Source organism: Psychrobium sp. nBUS_13, assembly GCF_051201665.1.
In the GTDB taxonomy this organism is placed as follows: domain Bacteria; phylum Pseudomonadota; class Gammaproteobacteria; order Enterobacterales; family Psychrobiaceae; genus Psychrobium.
Genome location: NZ_CP179210.1, coordinates 3192956 through 3209048, shown reverse-complemented (window position 1 = coordinate 3209048; position 16093 = coordinate 3192956). Strand labels below are relative to the sequence as shown.

At 41.0% G+C, this 16093-nt stretch carries 16 protein-coding genes; 9 read left to right on the top strand and 7 right to left on the bottom strand.

What is annotated here, in order from left to right; genetic code table 11:
• The first annotated feature begins 201 nt into the window (after nucleotides 1–201).
• Nucleotides 202–1794 carry a sensor domain-containing diguanylate cyclase gene (locus ACMAZF_RS14835; RefSeq protein ID WP_435274554.1) on the top strand — a complete coding sequence of 531 codons (1593 nt, stop codon included), beginning with the start codon at nucleotides 202–204 and terminating at the stop codon, nucleotides 1792–1794.
• On the opposite strand, the gene norR is transcribed toward ACMAZF_RS14835, so the two are convergent.
• Nucleotides 1791–2837 (bottom strand): nitric oxide reductase transcriptional regulator NorR, encoded by a 1047-nt coding sequence (norR, locus tag ACMAZF_RS14830; RefSeq protein ID WP_435274553.1) that lies wholly within the window; start codon nucleotides 2835–2837, stop codon nucleotides 1791–1793. The genes ACMAZF_RS14835 and norR overlap by 4 nt on opposite strands.
• Nucleotides 2815–3354, bottom strand: coding sequence for a GAF domain-containing protein (locus tag ACMAZF_RS14825; RefSeq protein ID WP_435274552.1), 540 nt, complete (start codon nucleotides 3352–3354; stop codon nucleotides 2815–2817). Before ACMAZF_RS14825 ends, norR begins: the two co-directional genes overlap by 23 nt.
• 179 nt (nucleotides 3355–3533) lie before the next feature.
• On the opposite strand from ACMAZF_RS14825, the gene ACMAZF_RS14820 reads away from it, so the two are divergent.
• From ACMAZF_RS14820 to ACMAZF_RS14800, 5 genes are all read left to right on the top strand, one after another.
• Entirely contained in the window at nucleotides 3534–3803 is a 270-nt protein-coding gene (locus ACMAZF_RS14820) for a hypothetical protein (RefSeq protein ID WP_435274551.1), read from the top strand.
• A gap of 2 nt (nucleotides 3804–3805) precedes the next feature.
• Nucleotides 3806–5035, top strand: coding sequence for an NnrS family protein (locus ACMAZF_RS14815; RefSeq protein WP_435274550.1), 1230 nt, complete (start codon nucleotides 3806–3808; stop codon nucleotides 5033–5035).
• A gap of 417 nt (nucleotides 5036–5452) precedes the next feature.
• On the top strand, nucleotides 5453–6472 hold the full coding sequence (locus ACMAZF_RS14810) for a globin domain-containing protein (protein ID WP_435274549.1): 1020 nt from the start codon (nucleotides 5453–5455) through the stop codon (nucleotides 6470–6472).
• Nucleotides 6473–6618: 146 nt separating this feature from the next.
• On the top strand, nucleotides 6619–7107 hold the full coding sequence (locus ACMAZF_RS14805; protein ID WP_435274548.1) for a glutathione peroxidase: 489 nt from the start codon (nucleotides 6619–6621) through the stop codon (nucleotides 7105–7107).
• A gap of 6 nt (nucleotides 7108–7113) precedes the next feature.
• Nucleotides 7114–7548, top strand: coding sequence for a MarR family winged helix-turn-helix transcriptional regulator (locus ACMAZF_RS14800; RefSeq protein WP_435274547.1), 435 nt, complete (start codon nucleotides 7114–7116; stop codon nucleotides 7546–7548).
• Between the two features lie 28 nt (nucleotides 7549–7576).
• On the opposite strand, the gene ACMAZF_RS14795 is transcribed toward ACMAZF_RS14800, so the two are convergent.
• Entirely contained in the window at nucleotides 7577–7906 is a 330-nt protein-coding gene (locus ACMAZF_RS14795) for a winged helix-turn-helix transcriptional regulator (protein ID WP_435274546.1), read from the bottom strand.
• 105 nt (nucleotides 7907–8011) lie between these two features.
• Here ACMAZF_RS14795 and ACMAZF_RS14790 point away from each other — a divergent pair, with 105 nt between their 5' ends.
• Nucleotides 8012–8305, top strand: coding sequence for a YciI family protein (locus ACMAZF_RS14790; RefSeq protein WP_435274545.1), 294 nt, complete (start codon nucleotides 8012–8014; stop codon nucleotides 8303–8305).
• A 217-nt stretch (nucleotides 8306–8522) separates the two neighbouring features.
• On the opposite strand, the gene ACMAZF_RS14785 is transcribed toward ACMAZF_RS14790, so the two are convergent.
• Nucleotides 8523–9212 (bottom strand): hypothetical protein, encoded by a 690-nt coding sequence (locus ACMAZF_RS14785; protein ID WP_435274544.1) that lies wholly within the window; start codon nucleotides 9210–9212, stop codon nucleotides 8523–8525.
• 228 nt (nucleotides 9213–9440) lie between these two features.
• Between ACMAZF_RS14785 and ACMAZF_RS14780 the strand changes: the two genes are divergently transcribed.
• Complete coding sequence (locus ACMAZF_RS14780) at nucleotides 9441–11390, top strand: peptidase U32 family protein (protein ID WP_435274543.1); 1950 nt, start codon at nucleotides 9441–9443, stop codon at nucleotides 11388–11390.
• A gap of 30 nt (nucleotides 11391–11420) precedes the next feature.
• Here the strand turns inward: ACMAZF_RS14780 and ACMAZF_RS14775 are convergent, their stop codons facing one another.
• Both ACMAZF_RS14775 and ACMAZF_RS14770 read right to left on the bottom strand, forming a co-directional pair.
• Nucleotides 11421–11561 carry a hypothetical protein gene (locus tag ACMAZF_RS14775; RefSeq protein WP_435274542.1) on the bottom strand — a complete coding sequence of 47 codons (141 nt, stop codon included), beginning with the start codon at nucleotides 11559–11561 and terminating at the stop codon, nucleotides 11421–11423.
• 167 nt (nucleotides 11562–11728) lie between these two features.
• Nucleotides 11729–12283 (bottom strand): START domain-containing protein, encoded by a 555-nt coding sequence (locus ACMAZF_RS14770; RefSeq protein ID WP_435274541.1) that lies wholly within the window; start codon nucleotides 12281–12283, stop codon nucleotides 11729–11731.
• Nucleotides 12284–13234: 951 nt separating this feature from the next.
• Here ACMAZF_RS14770 and ACMAZF_RS14765 point away from each other — a divergent pair.
• The gene (locus ACMAZF_RS14765) at nucleotides 13235–13597 is read left to right on the top strand and encodes a DUF1304 domain-containing protein (protein ID WP_435274540.1); all 363 of its coding nucleotides are present in this window, start codon (nucleotides 13235–13237) and stop codon (nucleotides 13595–13597) included.
• A gap of 42 nt (nucleotides 13598–13639) precedes the next feature.
• Here ACMAZF_RS14765 and ACMAZF_RS14760 read toward each other — a convergent pair whose 3' ends face one another.
• Nucleotides 13640–15988, bottom strand: coding sequence for a TonB-dependent receptor (locus ACMAZF_RS14760; RefSeq protein WP_435274539.1), 2349 nt, complete (start codon nucleotides 15986–15988; stop codon nucleotides 13640–13642).
• Nucleotides 15989–16093 lie beyond the last annotated feature (105 nt).

Below are 16093 nucleotides of genomic sequence, written 5' to 3'. Positions count from 1 at the left end.
GTGTTTATTGTGCCATGATAGTAGGCTTTTTTCACGCTAATTCCTCAACATTAGTCCACCGCAGTTTTCGTTGTAATCGTCTCGCCTGATAAAAACGCCTGATATTATGTTTGATATTAGTCGTTTTTTATTTCATGCTGTCAGTTCACTAGAGTTTATTGAGTGAACTTTTCTGACCGTTGAAATTAAGGTGAACGTTTTATGGAGATATTTTCGCAATTACAGCAAGCTTATCTTATCGTTTGTAACAAGGAATTGACGCCGTTATATATTAATCCCACTGCACAATCATTATTAGAATTAGCTGAGCCTGTGATCAGCGAGAACGACTGGCAAGAGTATTTTGTACCGCTATTAAACAATCCATCAACATTCTTATTTAAAAAACGAAAGCTTAAAGCTACTCAGTCTACGGTTGATGTGGGTGACCGCAAAGTCTTAGCGATTGCGCTTGAAGTCGTTGAAGACTCAATGCAATGTGTCGACTACTTTTATAGCATATTGGATAACCTCGGTGCTTACGTATATTGCAAAGATAAGAACTATCGTTATACCTATGCTAATCAGCAGGTGTGCCAGCTGTTTAATTTCACGTCTGAAGAGCTTATTGGTAAAACCGACTGCGATTTGTTTGGCGAAGAATCGGGTAAACGTCTAAAAGAAATCTACGATTATGATGTTATTGAAAATGGAAAAATAATTAAGCAAGAGGAGTGTAATTACCTCCCGGAATTCCAAGAGTATCGTTATTACCTTTCTATTAAAAAGCCACAATATGATAACAATGGTATTTGTAATGGTTTGTTAGGGATCTCACTTGATATCACTGAGCAAAAGAATCTTGAAAAGAAAATTTTTGATAATGAACAAGAGCTCACTACTATTTTAGACAATGCTGGCGCTTATATTTTTATTAAAGACACAGATTTGAGATTTAAATACGTCAACAAACGTACATGCGACTTATTTCAAACGTCTGAGGATGAAATCCTTGGTAAAAGCAATTATGAATTACTAGGCGATAAGCAAGGAGAGGAGTTTTCGCGCACTGACAAACAGGTTTTTACAAAGGGAAAAAAGGTCACTTGTATTGAAACATTTGAGTTGCCTGATACCACGTTGTATTACTGGACCGTGAAGATACCATTAAAGAACGAAGCGGGTGAAATTGACCGGTTCATTGGTATATCAACTGATATCACTGAACAAAAAGAGCTCGAATATGATTTAGTTGCACTCAACGTTGCACTCAATGAAAAAATTGATGAAGTGACTTTGTTGAAAGATGAGTTACAAAAACAAGCTGCCCACGATGTATTAACTGGGCTGCATAATCGTCGTCACTTTGAGGAGTCGATTGAAGTTTTGATGGCACAACGTGGTGCTAGTGACTTGTCTTTATTGATGCTTGATGTTGATAATTTCAAGCGCGTCAATGATGAATTTGGTCATCAGGTTGGTGATGAGGTTTTGAAGTTTCTCGCCACTGTGATGAAAAGAGCGTGTCGCGTCGGTGATTTAATCTGTCGTTATGGGGGAGAAGAGTTTTTGATTGCGCTACCCAATACCAATATCGATAGTGGATTTGCAAAGGCAGAATGGATAAGACAGCAATTCAATGTATTAGCTCGAAAAGAATTTCCGCAATTGCCATCATTATCCATTTCAATCGGTGTGGCAGAATTAGAATGTGCCAATGTTGATTTTCAGCAATTTTTTAAAGAAGCAGACAACGCAATGTACCAAGCAAAAGAGCAAGGCCGCAATTGCAGTGTTGCAGCCGTGAGCTGTTAACGGACAATTTTTTCAACTTTAATGCCGAGTCGCTTAGCTAAACGCATTAGGTTTGAGCGGTCTGTATTGAGCACTCTAGCTGCTGCTGCCCATTTTCCTTGCTCTTGAATTAGCACTCGCTCGATTGTGCTGCGCTGAAATTGGTTGGTAGCGATTTTCAAATCTGTTGCTGCAATAGCGACTTGTTCAATTTGCTGTTCTGGCATGACTTCGACAGTGTTAATTAACTCTGTTGCATCTTGCTTATTAAGTTTGATAGCAAAGGGTGGTTTGTTTTGTGCTTTGGCTCTTAACGTTGCCCGATTAATAAAATGCTCTAATTCACGGACATTACCAGGCCATTGGTAATGTTCTAAAGCATCGAGAAATTCGGCGCTTAGCGCTATTTGGGCAAGGCCTAGTTTTCGCTTTAAGGTTTCACAAAAGAATCCGGCAAGTAGATGAACATCATCCATTCGATCACGCAGCGCTGGCACGCTAACTGGGTAAACACTGAGGCGATGATATAGATCAGCACGAAAGCGGCCATCTTCTACTTCTTGAGCGAGATCGCGATTGGTCGCCGCAATGATTCTGACATCAACAATTTCTACTTTGTCTTGGCCTAGCGCTTGAATTTCGTTGTTTTGTAATACGCGTAGCAGTTTGCTTTGAGCGCTAAGTGGAAGCTCGCCTATCTCGTCTAAAAACAATGTACCGCCATTGGCAATTGAGAATTTACCTGCACGTGATTTTTCTGCGCCAGTAAAGGCGCCTTTTTCGTGGCCAAATAGCTCACTTTCAATCAAGTTTTCAGGTAGTGCCGCACAATTGACGTGGACTATAGCGGCATGAACTCGTGATGAATGTGCATGAATTGCACTGGCAACGAGCTCTTTACCAACCCCTGTTTCTCCTTGGATTAACACGGTAAAAGGTGATGGGGCTACTAGCCTTATTTCATGCATTAGTTGCTGCATTTCAGGGCTATTACCAATGATTTCGTTGCTTTTTATATTGCCTGGTTGCAACGCTAATGTTTCAACAACTTGTTGAGTATGCATAGCCTGTTTTTCTAATAGATTCGAGCGTCATCGCAGTATTGAGACTAACTGCTGCTAAGGCTGAAATAATTTCTAAGGTGCGCTTGGCGATGTTGTTGAATACGTCGGGCTCAAGTGCATCTAAGGTAAGTACACCAATGAGCTGGTCGTCAAAATGTAATGGTAGTCCCATGCACGCATGAACGGGTAAATCACCATCATGTTGGATAAGTAGCCCGTCGTATGGATCTGGTAATGGGCTGGTGGCGCTAAATCTGACGGGAGTTTTTGACTGGCAAATAGTCATAAATCTAGGGTGTTCTTGCAACTGAAAGCGTCGACCTAATACGTCATTTTTCAGGCCTTGCTGTGCTAAAGGCCTTAGCACCTCGTGTTCAAAAGCAAGCAGTGCAACGGCATCGCAAGTTATTGTTTTTCTAACAGTCATTAGGAGCCGTTCAAAACGATCTTTTGCATTGAGACTCGTCGCTAAATCAAGTGAAAGTTCGAGTAACGAATCTGAGGTAATAGGGTGCATGGCTTTTCGATATGTTTAGTGTCACATTGATTCATTGTAGTCATTATGACTACCGAATAAAAGTGTCAATATGACACTAATTATTGTTTGGTATTTTATCTTATTGATATAAAACAATTTTAATGTTGGCATTGCTGTTGCTATATAGGGTTTAACAATACAATGAAAAGTGATTTCTGATGGCAATATTAGCGAACGATTTAGTACCTGATAATCAAAAGAGTGACACTCATTATTTGCGATTAGTCATGATGGCAAATTGGGTAATGGTAATTGCGCTATGTGTGTTTTTAGGTGCGTTAACTGCATCTTATGGATTTGGACATCATTTATCATTGGCAACACAAATTGCAGCACATCTGCTGACAATTGTTAGCGCAGCCGTATTCAAGCTGGGTTATGCGACACGCTGTGTTGGGGCATTTAATTTAGGTCATAAGGCATTTTAATCATGGCAGTAATACAACCACAAGATCCGCGAATTGAAATTAAAGAACCGCAACATCGTGGATTGAATAAAGTGCTTCATCATGACTTTCTCAGTTTAGCCTTTAGGCCTTTTTTCTTGCTAGCGGCATTGTCGTCTATTATCAGTCTTGGTGTTTGGGTTGGCTTTTTTCTAGGACACACATTTACCGATGGCTTTGTGATGACGCCACATGTTTGGCATGTCCATGAGATGATTTTTGGTTTTGCAGCAACAGTCGCTGTTGGATTTGTTCTTACGGCGGCGCAAACATGGACCAAGTTACCTAGTCTTTCTAAAGGCTGGATATTGCTTTTAGTGGGTTTGTGGTTTGTTGTGCGGGCTGGGCTTTATATTAATACCTCAAGTTGGCTAGCCGTGGCGATTGCGGCACAAGTAAGCTGGTGGAGTATCGTGATTTTTGCTTTTTCACGTTTGTTGTTTAAAAGCGAAAACAAGCGAAATTATGTGCTGTTGCCAGTAATGTCAGTCATTGGCTTGTTGAATATATGCGTGATTGCTAGTCCGTTTATTTTTGAATCTCAAGCGCTGACTATGCATATTGCTCGTACTGCAGTTTTAGCCTTTGTGATTTTAATGGGATTGATGGGGGGGCGTGTTATTCCGTTTTTCACCGCCTCTGGTGCTCGCATTCCTGCGCCTCAAACACCCTCATGGATGACGCCATTAGTGGCTAGTGTGTCGGTAATTGGCGCGTTGTTTTATTTTGTTGGTTATTTTGTCGAATTGCCGTTTACACCTGCCAGCATCATGATTTTGGGTGGCGTGCTTCATTTATGGCGTCTAAGTTTCTGGCAATCCAAGAAAACACTGACGATTCCATTGTTGTGGTCGTTGCATCTGTCTTATTTATTGATGGGGCTTGGCATGATATTACTTGGATTAAGCTACTTCTTAGGCAGCCTAGCCTTTAGCGATGCATTGCACATGATAACAATTGGGGCAATTGGTTTAATGATTTTTGCCATGATGAGCCGAGTGTCATTAGGGCATACTGGACGCGCATTAAAACCTAGTGGCTGGATGAGTGTCGCATTTCTATTAATGGGCAGCGCCGCACTTATTCGAGTCGTGCTTGCTGTTCTTCATTTGAATCTTATCGCCTGGGTTGTCAGTGCTGCGCTCTGGGCGTTAGCCGCTGCAATTTTCTTTGTGATTTATTTACCTATCTTGTGGCGTAACGAGCCACGCTAATTTCTTAATCCCTTTTTAGTATTTCCCTGCTATTCGCAATATGGCGAAGGGCAGGGTAATGCCTTTATTTTAGCGATTGGAGTTATTTACATGTTATCGAACCACCATATTGATGTTGTTAAAAGCACTATCCCTCTACTTGAAAATGCAGGTAGTGCGTTAATACCAATTGCATTAAATATTTGCCCACTTGTACTTGTTAAAATTAACTAAAATGGCGTTGCTCTCAATCCTAATAGCCAGCTATTAGTCAATCGAGCGCCTTGTTTTAGCTGATTTTCTCTACGCACAACAAGATCACTTACTTAATGCAATTGGTATAACTGCTCATTTGTATCAACGGATGTTTTTTCATAATCCAGAATTAAAACACATCTTTAATCCGACAAATCAAGATACAGGGCGTCACAAGTAGCGTTGTTTGAAGCGATAGCTGCTTATGCAAAGCATATTGATGATTTGGCGCATTTGTCGACTGCGGTTGAGCGAATTGCGCAAAAGCACACGAGCTTTAATATTCAGCCAGATCATTATCAAATTGTAGGTCATCATCTTATTGAAACATTGCGCGAGCTTGCACCAGACGCATTTACTCGTGAGGTTGGGAAAGTATGGACAGCGGCATATGACTTCTTAGCAGGGATATTTATCGATCGTGAAGGTCAATTATATTTAGAACGCAAAGCGGCAGCTGGCGGTTGGCAAGGTAAGCGCGCATTTAACGTTGCCGCTAAAAAGAAAGAGTCTGAGTTGGTGACCAGTTTTACTTTAGTACCAGTTGATGGCCAAGGCGTTATTAATTATCACAGTGAGCAATACTTGGGTGTTGAAGTTATGCCGCTAGGCAGTGAGTATACGGAAATTCGTCAGTATTCGATTTCTCAAGCAGCCAACGATAATAGCTACCGTATTAGTGTGAAACGTGAGCTTGGCGGTGATAACCCTCAAGGCGTTGTGTCTAACTACTTACATGAACATGTGGAAGAGGGCGATACGGTTTCGTTGTATGCGCCCGCTGGCGATTTCTATTTTGTCGACCGTCAAACGCCAGTTGTTTTAATTTCTGCTGGTGTGGGTATTACGCCAATGCAATCGATGTTAGAAACGTTAGATAAGCAAGGCTACCAACATCCAGTGCACTTTTATCATGCTTGTGAAGGTGTCGATCAACATTCATTTGATACGCATAATAAATCGATTTGTGATAAGCAGCGTTGGGACTATAAAGTGTGGTATCTCAATAGTGCTGCTGAGCAGCCGAATAAATTCAATGGATTAATGCACTTTGAATCTGAATCACTGCCGTTAAATGACGGACATTTTTACTTATGTGGTCCTATCGGTTTCATGCAATTTGCCAAGCAGGCGTTGTTAGACAAAGGCGTGGCAGATGAACGTATTCATTATGAAGTATTCGGCCCACATGAGTCACTTTAATTAGCGATCACGATCGCAAAAGCCATTTGAATCAAATGGATTGTTAAAAATTAAATTGTACACAATTTAATTTTTGGTATGATGCTTCTATCAAAACGATGTCACCACATTGGTGGCATCATAAAGAAAGATACGAGGCAATAATAATGAGCAATTCAGTTTATGACTTTTCAGTTAACACTATCGCTGGTGAGCAAGTTTCACTAGCTGACTATTCAGAGCAAGTGGTATTAGTTGTTAATACAGCAAGTCAGTGTGGTTTTACTAAGCAATACGCTGGGCTTGAAAGCCTTTATCAAGCCAAAAAAGAGCAAGGGTTTAGCGTTCTAGGTTTTCCTTGTAATCAATTTGGTGAGCAAGAGAAAGGTGGTAGCGATGAGATTTCACAATTTTGTGAGTTAAACTTCGGCGTTACTTTTCCGTTGTTCGAAAAAATTGATGTGAACGGTGAAAATGCGGCGCCGTTGTTTAATTACCTCACAACAAATGCCCGTGGTATTTTAGGGTCGAAACGCATCAAGTGGAACTTCACTAAATTCCTAGTCGGAAAAGACGGCAAGGTTGTGAAACGTTACGCGCCCACAACCAAACCTGAAGCTATCGAAAGCGACATCCAAAAATTATTGTCAGCGTAGTCACTGATGAGTAATTATCAAGAATTAGCGTTAGAGAATCAGTTATGTTTCGCCCTCTATAACGCTAGTCGTGCTATGACTAAGGTGTATCAACCACACCTTAAGAAGTTGGGACTTACTTACCCGCAATATGTTGTTATGTTGTCGTTGTGGCAGCATAAGAACAGTAGTGTAAAAGCGTTAGGTAACCGACTCAATCTTGATTCTGGAACCCTAACGCCGCTGTTAAAGCGCCTTGAAACCGCGCAGCTTGTCAGTCGTACTCGAAGCAAAGATGATGAACGTGTTGTTATGATTAGCCTGACAAAACAAGGGCAGTTATTAGAAAGCGATGCGTTAGTCATGAGACAAGAAATGCTGTGTAATAGCACCGCTGACATGGAGCAAATGCTGACTTTAAAAGAACAGCTACAACAGCTGACTAATCAGTTAACACAATAGAATCTATTTTCGTGAGGTGAAATAATCCTTACGAAGATATTTGCGCTTTCCATTGCGCTGCCCATTCTCGCAATGGGTTAAGTTTTTCCATTAAAGACTTCCCCAAGGCTGTTAATTGATAACCATCAGGTGTCGAGTTTAATAATTTTGCATCACTTAATTGCTTTAAACGTGTGTTAAGTACCGACGGTGACATGTCGTTGCAACGTTGCTGTAGGTTACGAAAGCTCAAGACTTGCTGATTTAGTTCCCATAATATTCTCATATTCCATTTACGGCCAAGTAGATCAAAGGCTGCCATGATAGGAATGCCTGAATCTGATCCTCTAACAGGTTGATTAGGTAATGGTGTCGTCATTTTTATTTTTCGCTTCTAAAAACATAGCATTAACATTCGCAACGATGTTGCTACTAAATAAGTAGCGACGATGATAAACAATTTATTATAAAAAAGCGAGGGTATATGTTTTTAGTGGATATGACATTTACAGATATAACCAAGGCAACACCGGAGTTAACTGTGCAACACAGAGAATATTTGGCGGCTGAATATGCGAATGGTAATTTGATATTTGGTGGCAGAAAAGAGCCTAGAACTGGCGGAATTTTACTTTCAAAACACAACAGTGAACAAGCTTTACGAGACGTATTAAACGATGATCCTTTTGTAAAGAATGGTGTTGTTGAATGTGTGATTACAACGTTCGAACCTGTAATGGCCGCTGAGCAATATCAGCATTTATACCAATTGCATTAAGTAAGTGATCTTGTTGTGCGTAGAGAAAATCAGCTAAAACAAGGCGCTCGATTGACTAATAGCTGGCTATTAGGATTGAGAGCAACGCCATTTTAGTTAATTTTAACAAGTACAAGTGGGCAAATATTTAATGCAATTGGTATTTAAGGTGACGACTTGTGATAATTTACTGTTTGCTGACAGGCTAAGCGAATAAGGGGCGCTAATTGTCAGCGTTTCAACTTTTTTTACTCGCAGGGTGATAAACACTGATTTGATATTGGTAATAGTGACCAGATAAGTCTGTTGCACCTTGGTAAGTCCAAGCGCCAGTTTGGTCGTTAAAATGCATGTTAATTTGCTGCGCAGGACCGCTTTGTTCTTTATCGTAAATTAGAACCGATACTTGTTGGGCGGTCGGTGCCCACAATTTAAATTGCGTTTTGCCATTGCTAGTTGTTGAGCCTAAATCAGTTAGCTCGTTAGCATCTTGCGAGCCTGAGGTATAGAGAACATCGAGCAAATTACCAAATTGCACGCGAGAAAAAGACGCTTGTTGTTGGTTGTCTAACTGTTTAATGATCAGTGGCTGAGTTAGCCATTTTTTTATCTGCTGTGTTGGTTGTGATAGTGCATAGCCTTGAAAATCAGATAAATGCGGGAAGCGTTTTGCAATATCCGTGGGTAAATCAACTTTTTTAAGAGAGATACTCTGAGGTTTATCACCGCCAACTATCAATGTTGACGTTACTGTGTCTCGCTTAGGTAAAAGAATGAGCTGTGGCGTTAGCCAATGACCAGCAAAGTCAGCGGAGGGCTGTATAAAATATGAAGCATTATCTAGTGACGGTTGCGATACTTGATTTGATAATGACATACAACCTGTGACGCCTAATATCCCCAACATTACTACGCTTAACTTTTTCATTATTTACCTATTTTGTAAGCCACAATAAAACAGCTAACCATGCTAATCAATGCACTGATCTTTGGATAGTTGGTGCATACGTATTCATGAAAAGTCGCTATTTGTCTAAAATAAGTGGAGACTTTGCGCACGCTATTGTTTGTCTGTGTGCTCCCATTTGCCCCATAACACGCTATAATGCGCGCAATAAATATAAGCGCGTATGCGCCACAATGCAGTTAAATAGTCATGAAGCAAGCACAAATATTTGATCCTAAAGCGCCGCAAGCGCTGCCACTGTCTGACGAAGCGCGTATTATGACGCCTATTGACGTCGGTAGTAATAAACTGGAGTTATTAGCACCCGCTAAAAATGCTGAGTCCGGAATGGAAGCCATTTTACACGGCGCTGATGCCGTTTATATTGGCGGACCAGCCTTTGGTGCGCGTTATAGTGCAGGCAATACCGTTGATGATATTAAACGCTTATGTGATTTTGCTCATGCCTATAATGCGCAGGTTTTTGTTGCTATCAATACGACGATGAGTGATGAAGAACTCGATATTGCCCAAAAGCTTATTTGGGAATTATATGAAGCAGGTGCCGATGCATTAATTATCCAAGATATGGGTATTTTAAAACTCGATATCCCGCCGATTGCACTTCACGCTAGTACCCAAATGGATAATAGAACGCCAGAAAAAGCAGCGTTCTTAGAACAAGTCGGCTTTAGTCAGGTTGTACTTGCGCGCGAGTTAACACTACCGCAAATTCGTGCGGTGGCCAAAAGCACTAAAATGCAGTTAGAGTTTTTCATTCATGGCGCATTATGCGTGAGTTACAGTGGTTTATGTAACATTTCTCACTCTTATACTGGGCGTAGTGCTAACCGTGGTGAATGTTCTCAAATGTGTCGTCTGCCGTGCAATATGTCGACGCGTCAAGGTGAGACCATTGTTGAAAATGAACATTTGTTATCGCCAAAGGACAATAACCAAACTGACAATTTAGAAGCCTTGATTGATGCGGGGGTACGCTCATTTAAGATTGAAGGGCGCCTTAAAGATTTGAGCTATGTGAAAAACATTACGGCTCATTACCGTCAAGAGCTCGATAAGATTATGGCGCGTCGCCCTGAGTTATCTAACATGTCTCACGGACGCACTGAGCATACCTTTACACCAAATCCTGATAAGAGTTTTAATCGCGGTAAAACTGATTATTTTGTCAATGACAGAACCGATGGTTTAAGTGATTTCCAAACGCCTAAATACATGGGTGAAGCAGTAGGGACTGTCGCAAGTATTGGCAAAGATTTCTTTACTGTTGATTCTGACGTGACTTTCAATAATGCTGATGGACTAGGTTATTTCGTTGAAGATCATAAAAAAGCGGTAATGAGTGATGATAAGACTGAAGGTTTGCGTGTTAATCGTGCCGACGGCAATAAGCTATATGTGGTTAATATGCCTTCGTCGTTAAAGGTTGGCATGAAACTATATCGAAATCACGATCATTCATTTGAAGCCTTACTTGCTAAACCGTCAGGCAAACGAATCATTGATGTTGATATGTCACTGGCAATAATCGATGGCGGTTTTGCACTGACAGTGGATGATAACCTTGGCTCAGTCATTACTGTTGATACCGAGTTTGAACATCAAGCAGCAAAAGATAGTAAGCGCTCTCTTGCAACGCTTAATAAGCAACTTTGTAAGCTTGGCAGCACGGATTTTAAATTAAAAAACTTAGCGACTAATGGCGTTGAAAATTACTTTATGCCTGCTGGTGTACTAAATGGGTTACGTCGCGATGCAATTGAAGCATTGACGTCTGCGCGAATTACAAATTATGTTCGTCCTAAAGCGTGGAAGCGCAACGATGATGCGGTGTATCCAACCAATAGCTTGAGCTTTTTAGACAATGTTGCTAACCAACGCGCCCGTGATTTTTATACTGAGCACGGCGTTATTCATATTGAAGATGCGTATGAATTAAATACCGTGACTGAAGATGCGCCACTGATGGTGACTCGCCACTGTTTGCGTTACAACTTCAATTTATGTCCAAAAGAAGTGCCAAACATTAAAGCCGAACCACTTCAAATTGAAATTGGAAACGACACGCTTAAACTTGTTTTTGACTGTGTGAAATGTGAAATGATGGTGGTCAGTGATAATAAACAGGTTAATAAGTAATAATTTACCTGTCTATTTAATGTAGGGAAGTTAACTTGCTTTAAAGTTAACTTCAACAGTTTGATTGCCACCTTGCTCTGTTGCGGCTCGCAAGGCTTTTTCTGCCACTGATGTTAAATTATCGGTGGTCACTTCTTTAAGGGCTGCTGGTGAAACCACGCCAATACTCAACGTTATACCAATTGCATTAAGTAAGTGATCTTGTTGTGCGTAGAGAAAATCAGCTAAAACAAGGCGCTCGATTGACTAATAGCTGGCTATTAGGATTGAGAGCAACGCCATTTTAGTTAATTTTAACAAGTACAAGTGGGCAAATATTTAATGCAATTGGTATAACGTTATTTGGGGGACGTGTCGTTGATTATTATTTGTAGTTTATTCAGTGAATTCTTTGTTCGTGTTAGTAGTTGCTGATTGAAAAAATAAGCAGGCACATAGCCTTTTGGATCGAGCCATACTTGATAGTCTATTTCGACTGTGTCATTTGCTAACTGTCTGATGCGCCAGCTTGATTTTAACTGTTCAACACGTACATAGCTTTCATTGGCTGGATAACGTTGAGGGCAGCTCTTAATATCAATGCGTGTTGTCTTTTCGTCAAATGTGGTACTGACACAAGTAATAGTTTCTCGTTGTTTAAATGGCCAAGGACTATCTAAGACAGTGCGTAGTAAGAAATTATTAAAATCATAAACCTCAACTGTTTGAATACTTGCTACTTCAGGTAGCCATTCCTTTGTTTTCGATAGATTTGAAATAACTTTAAAGGCGGTCGTTTTATCGCTTTTTACCTGAAATATAGCGCTTATTTGATGAAAATCGCTCTCTTTTACATCAACTAAGGTTATTTTTGTGGTTGGTATTTTTGCATCTTGAAGACTAGATTGAGGCACATTCACGCAGTGACTTACGGAGACGCATAGGAAGGCTGCTACTAAGAGGCGTTTAACCAATGTAAGAAAAGGCGTTGATGTCATGATTAATGTCGTTAATTAGGGCGTGAGATTAAGGCAAGTTTACCTTACATCCATTGCGAAGTAGATATAGATCATATTACATTTTTATTACTAAAGTCCTAGAAAGCTCTTTACTGTCATAAAAAGATTGGATAGCTTCGTTTAATTAATCGCCAATTGTTCAAAACTTATTACCCACTAGGATAGTAAGTGCTTTGAGCTGAAGGAACAGGCGTAACAATTTTTCAATGCAAGGGATAGCACTATGCTTAGTAATCTCACTATTAAAACCAAGCTGTTATTAGCTACAATTATTACCATTTGTCTTTTTATCGGTTCAGCGTTACTCACAGCTCATTTCGAACGTGTTTCTACGAGTTTGATGCATACTTCCATGTTGGTTAAAGATGCTGAACTGACGCAGCTCTCGCTGCGCCGCAATGAGAAAGATTTCATGGCTCGTCACGATATGAAGTACCTTAAAAGTTTGATGATAACTATAGCCGTCATTCCCACTAGGGTCTGTTGATCTTTGTAGTTCAAATTTTGTTCAATCTAAAAGGGTTGTGGGCACATGTTCATTGTTCCAGACTGAGCATAAGCACCCACATCCCTGTGGGCGAGGCATGAGGATTGATGCTGAGTTTACCCCAGTGAGTGACGAATAACGCGGCACAAAATACTTTTAGGTGAATCCTACGGGCAGCATTTGTTTGTGATTTCTACGGCGTTTTCGCCTATTCGTGTATTGCTACAGGGATGTAGCTCATTAGGATAATGCAGGAGCTATTATCGAGCCAGCTACACAACATAGGCTCTGCCTTGTAGAAACCTCAAACAAATTGCTGCAAAAATGAACTCAAAAGATCAACAGACCCTAATAAAACTATGGAAATATTACCGTTAATACTTGTGGCACTGGTTGCCATTGAGCATCTTTATATTTTGGTGTTAGAAATGTTTATGTGGACAAAGCCACGTACGCTCAAGGTTTTTGGCATGTCTAAAGAAGATGCCCAAACATCGAAAGCGCTAGCAGCCAATATGGGGTTATATAATGGCTTTTTAGCGGCTGGATTAATCTGGGGATTAGTGCATCCTAGCGCGGAGTTTGGTCAACAGATCCAGTGCTTCTTTTTATCTTGTGTATTAGTTGCTGCAATTGTTGGTGGTTTAACGGCTAAGCGGTCAATTATGGTAGTGCAGGGCGTACCTGCTGTATTGGCATTAGCGGCGGTGCTTGTTCTTTAAAGGAGCATAGCCACTCAATAAGCTAAGTGGCTATTTTGACAATTAGAATTGCATTTGGAAGCTCGCTGAAATTTGACGTGATTTGCCAATGGATTGCTGACCGTAATTGTTAAACCCTTCACCAGGTAGCGCATTACGCGTGTAGTAGGCGATGTAGTCTTTATCAAATAGGTTTTCAACATCTAGGCGCACGCTGTATTTATCCCAGTTGTAACCCAGTGTTGCGTTAACGATGGTACGGCCGTCATTTTGTGGGTTTTGATCTAATGCATAACGCTCTGCGCCTAGTGAACGTTGAGCGTCTAAGTAGGCTGGGCTAGCGTCTTGGTATTTAGCGTTGGCATTGATGTAAACACCATTATCAAAGTCGTATTTAGCCGCGATGTTTGCTGTCCACTCTGGCGAATCATGGAAACGTTGACCGCTGTAGTTTAGGTCATCTTGTCCTTCGACTTCGATGACAAATTGTGTAAATTCAGACTTAGCTAAGCCTAGTCCTGCTTTTAACGTTAGGTTGTCGTTTGGCGTGTAAAAGATTTCAGTTTCAAACCCTTTCACTTGAGACTTACCTGAGTTGACTGTTTCTGTATCAAATTGGCTAGTGCCACGCTTTTCGATTTGTTGATCAGTCCACTTCAGCATAAACAAGTTAGCGTTAAAGACTAAGTCGCCATCCAAGTTGACTGAACGGTAAGATAACTCAAAGTTATTGGTGTATTCAGGATCGTATTTGTAGCTCTCGCCCTGTGCGATATTAAAGCCAACGCCACCTGAGCGGTAACCACGTTGGTAAATTACACTCGCAGAGCTGTCATCATTAATATGATAAGTCGCGCCAAGTTTTGGTAACCACGCATCAAAGTCATCTTTTGATTTTTCACCAATACCCGATGCATTCGCCGCAAGGCGATTCAAGTAGGCGTTAACACCAGAAACTACAGGTGCTATTTGCGCAGGCACTGTTGCTGGATCGGGCAAGGTATTATTAACTTTGTAGTCGTTATTTGAGCTGTTGCTTTGCTCTTCGGTGTCATAACGAAGACCTGCAAGAATGTCGAACTTATCGTTAACAGACCAAGTGATATCACCGTAGATTGCCGATGATTTTATCTCTTGGTTTAATCCGTAATTCATACTTAAAATGATTGGATCGATGTTTGGATAAAGCGGTGTAACAAACGCTGCTGTTTGCGCGGCAGTAGCCGCATCTAGGCCTTGTTGCATTAATAGACCGGTGATGGCAACACTAAAGTCACTGGTGCCAATGGCACTTTGCAGTGGATAGAAGCGTTCGCCGATAGCGTCGTCTTTCACATCTACTTTTGAGGTGTAGAAACCTGCAACGGCTTTGACGTTCTCGCCGTCGTAAGCTAAACGCAATTCTTGGCTAAAGGTTTTATCAACGCGGAAATCTTGCGTATCAACAACGATTTGCGTTGGTTGCATATCGCCATCCCAGTTATAGCCGTACTCAGAGTCATTGTATGTAGTGATCGAATGGAAACTTAATTCATCGCTGATATCCCAAGAAACTTCTAGGTTAAAGATGTCAGTTTTTGTCTCTTCCCAAATGTACGAGTTGGTGTCTACGGTGCGGTCAAATGCTGAACCACCGTGATTAAACTTGCTCCATCTTGGGCCGTATTTGTTTTCATTGCGGGTATAAGTGAATAGAGCGTCGACATTTTCAGTTGGCTCAAATAACACTTTGGCGCGTAGCGTTTCGCTATCTTCGAAGTTTGAACCTTCTTTGCGCGTAATATTCTCAATGTCGCCATCATATGCGGTGTCTTCGTAACTTACACGAATGGCTAAGACGTCATCGATTAGCGATGTCCCGCCTGCAAAAGCGTATTCACGTTGACCGTGATTGCCCGCGGTAACTTTGAACTTGCCATTTGTTTCGTAAGTTGGATCTTCTGAACGCAATACAATCGCGCCAGCTAGTGCATTACGACCTTGCAGTGTCGATTGTGGACCACGAAATACTTCGACTTGGCTGATATCCCACATCGAAAGTCCACCACTTTTCGCCATGCGAAATGGCAGTGGTGCGCCGTCCATGTATATCGTTGCTAAGAAACTGTTACCACCACCTGATACAGAAAATGCGTCTACGCCGCGAATGTTGAATCCTTCGCGAAAATCACCTGATACATTTGGCATCATGGCAAAGATTTCACTAACACTAGAAATGTTATTCGTTTCAAGATCGCTCGCTGTTAATACGGCAACACTGGTTGGTGTTTCTTGGAGACTGCGGTCTATTTTTTGACCTTTGACAACGATATTTTCAATGTCGGTATTTTCATCAGCAATGGCTGTCGTTGAAACGGCAGTAGATGCTAATAGTGCAAAACTAATTGATTTTGCTAAGTAGTTTTTTCTCATTGTTACGCTTTCCATAAGAGATAGGATAGTTAGTTTTACGCGCTATCATACGTGATCTAAATATTAATTCAAATGAGAACTGTTGTTATTTGTATTTTATGAGTT